The organism is Grimontia sp. AD028 (assembly GCF_000973155.1).
GTDB lineage: Bacteria > Pseudomonadota > Gammaproteobacteria > Enterobacterales > Vibrionaceae > Enterovibrio > Enterovibrio indicus.
On sequence record NZ_LASY01000082.1, the window covers coordinates 1 to 2036 of the forward strand.

Annotated in this window: 1 protein-coding gene; it reads right to left on the reverse strand. The window is 49.2% G+C overall.

The features are described from left to right. Positions 1-45: 45 nt before the first annotated feature. Complete coding sequence (locus RN22_RS17615; protein WP_046306253.1) at positions 46-1875, reverse strand: ABC transporter ATP-binding protein; 1830 nt, start codon at positions 1873-1875, stop codon at positions 46-48. Positions 1876-2036 lie beyond the last annotated feature (161 nt).

The window sequence follows — 2036 nt, forward strand, 5'->3', positions numbered from 1 at the left end:
TCAGGTCGTTTGGGTATACCTTTTTTTCATTTATCTTTATCGAGTTCAGTCCCCAATAAAGCCACCAGTTTGATGCTGCCAGAGTTGGGCATAGATACCGCCGCTGGAAATCAGCTCTTGGTGGGTGCCTTGCTCTACGATTTCGCCTTGATCAAGCACGATCAGTCTGTCCATCGCGGCAATGGTGGAAAGTCGGTGAGCAATAGCGATAACGGTTTTACCTTCCATCAACTGATAAAGACTTTCCTGAATCGCTGCTTCTACCTCTGAATCCAGTGCAGACGTGGCTTCATCAAGAATAAGAATTGGCGCGTCTTTTAGCAGAACACGGGAAATTGCCACACGCTGTCGCTGGCCGCCGGAAAGCTTCACACCGCGTTCACCTACCTGCGAATCGTAACCACGATTGCCATGTGGATCGCTCAAGGTTTCGATAAAGTCGTGAGCTTGTGCTTTCTTCGCAGCGGCGAGCATGGCGTCTTCGCTGGCATTTGGGTCTCCGTAAAGAATGTTTTCACGGATAGAGCGGTGCAGCAGAGAGGTGTCTTGCGTCACCATCCCGATATTGGCGCGCAGTGAATCCTGTGTGACGGCAGAAATATTCTGTCCATCGATGCGAATTTCACCCCCCTCGACATCGTGAAAACGCATCAGCAGATTCACTAAGGTTGATTTACCTGCACCCGAACGACCAACCAGACCGACTTTCTCCCCCGGTTTGATATTGAGGTTTAGCTTTTCAATCACACCTTTGCCTTCGCCATAGTGGAAGCGTACATCGGTGAAGTTAATGGCACCTTGAGGCACTTCCAGTGCAGGTGCGTTTGGCTTGTCCAACACTTCGACAGGTTTAGAAAGCGTTGCCATGCCGTCGACCACGGTACCAATGTTTTCGAACAGCGAGCCGATTTCCCACATGATCCATTTCGACATGCTGTTGATACGCAAAGCTAGGCTGACCGCAATAGCAATCGCACCCACAGTGATGGCCGAGTCCAGCCATAGCCAGATTGACATGGCACTGATAGAGAACAACAGGGCGTAGTTGGCGATTTCTACCGAGATGTTAAAGCCAGTAGCCAGACGCATTTGACGGTAAACCGTATCCATAAACACGCCCATGCCTTCTTCGGCATATTGGGTTTCACGATCTGTGTGTGAGAACAGTTTGACCGTGGCGATATTGGTGTAGCTGTCGACGATGCGGCCTGTCATCAAAGAGCGGGCGTCTGCCTGCTCAGTAGAAACCGCTTTCAGCTTAGGCACAAAGTAAATTTGAATGCCGATATATGCCATTAGCCAAATAAGCATCGGCAGCATGAGGCGAATGTCTGCTTGTCCTACGATGAATAGCATGGAGATGAAGTAGACAGCGATGTATACCGCAACATCCAGCAGCTTCATCACGGTTTCGCGAATCGATAGGGCAGTCTGCATCACCTTCGTGGCAATACGACCTGCAAAATCGTTTTGGTAAAAGCCGATGCTTTGTTTCAGTAGGTAACGGTGAGCCATCCAGCGAATGGACATCGGGTAGTTACCTAGCAAGGATTGGTGCAAAACAAGTGAATGGACGGCAACGAGCATTGGCATACCGATGAGTATCAGCACGCCAATGGCAATCAGGGTATTACCTTCCTCGGCGAGAAAACTGGCCTTGTCTTGATTGGTCAACCAGTCAACCAGTTGTCCCATAAAGCCAAACAGTGACACTTCCGCGATAGCAATCATCGCAGTCAGCATGGCCATGGTGATCAGCGGGCGTTCAAAGCCTTTGGTGTAGTGGCGACAAAAGGCGAGCAGGCCATTTGGTGGCTGTTCCGGCTGTTTAGGTGGAAAAGCCATTGTCATGCGTTCGAACAATTTATAAATCATGAATCCTTCCGGAGTAGGACGGTCGCGTTCAAAAACAGAAATGCAGTATGGAAAGAACTGATAATTAAATACTTTCCGGAGCTGGTTAACGCGAACCCAAATGAAAGACGGTGAGATTCTATCAGGTTTAAATACCCAAATAACCTGAAGATGCAGGATTC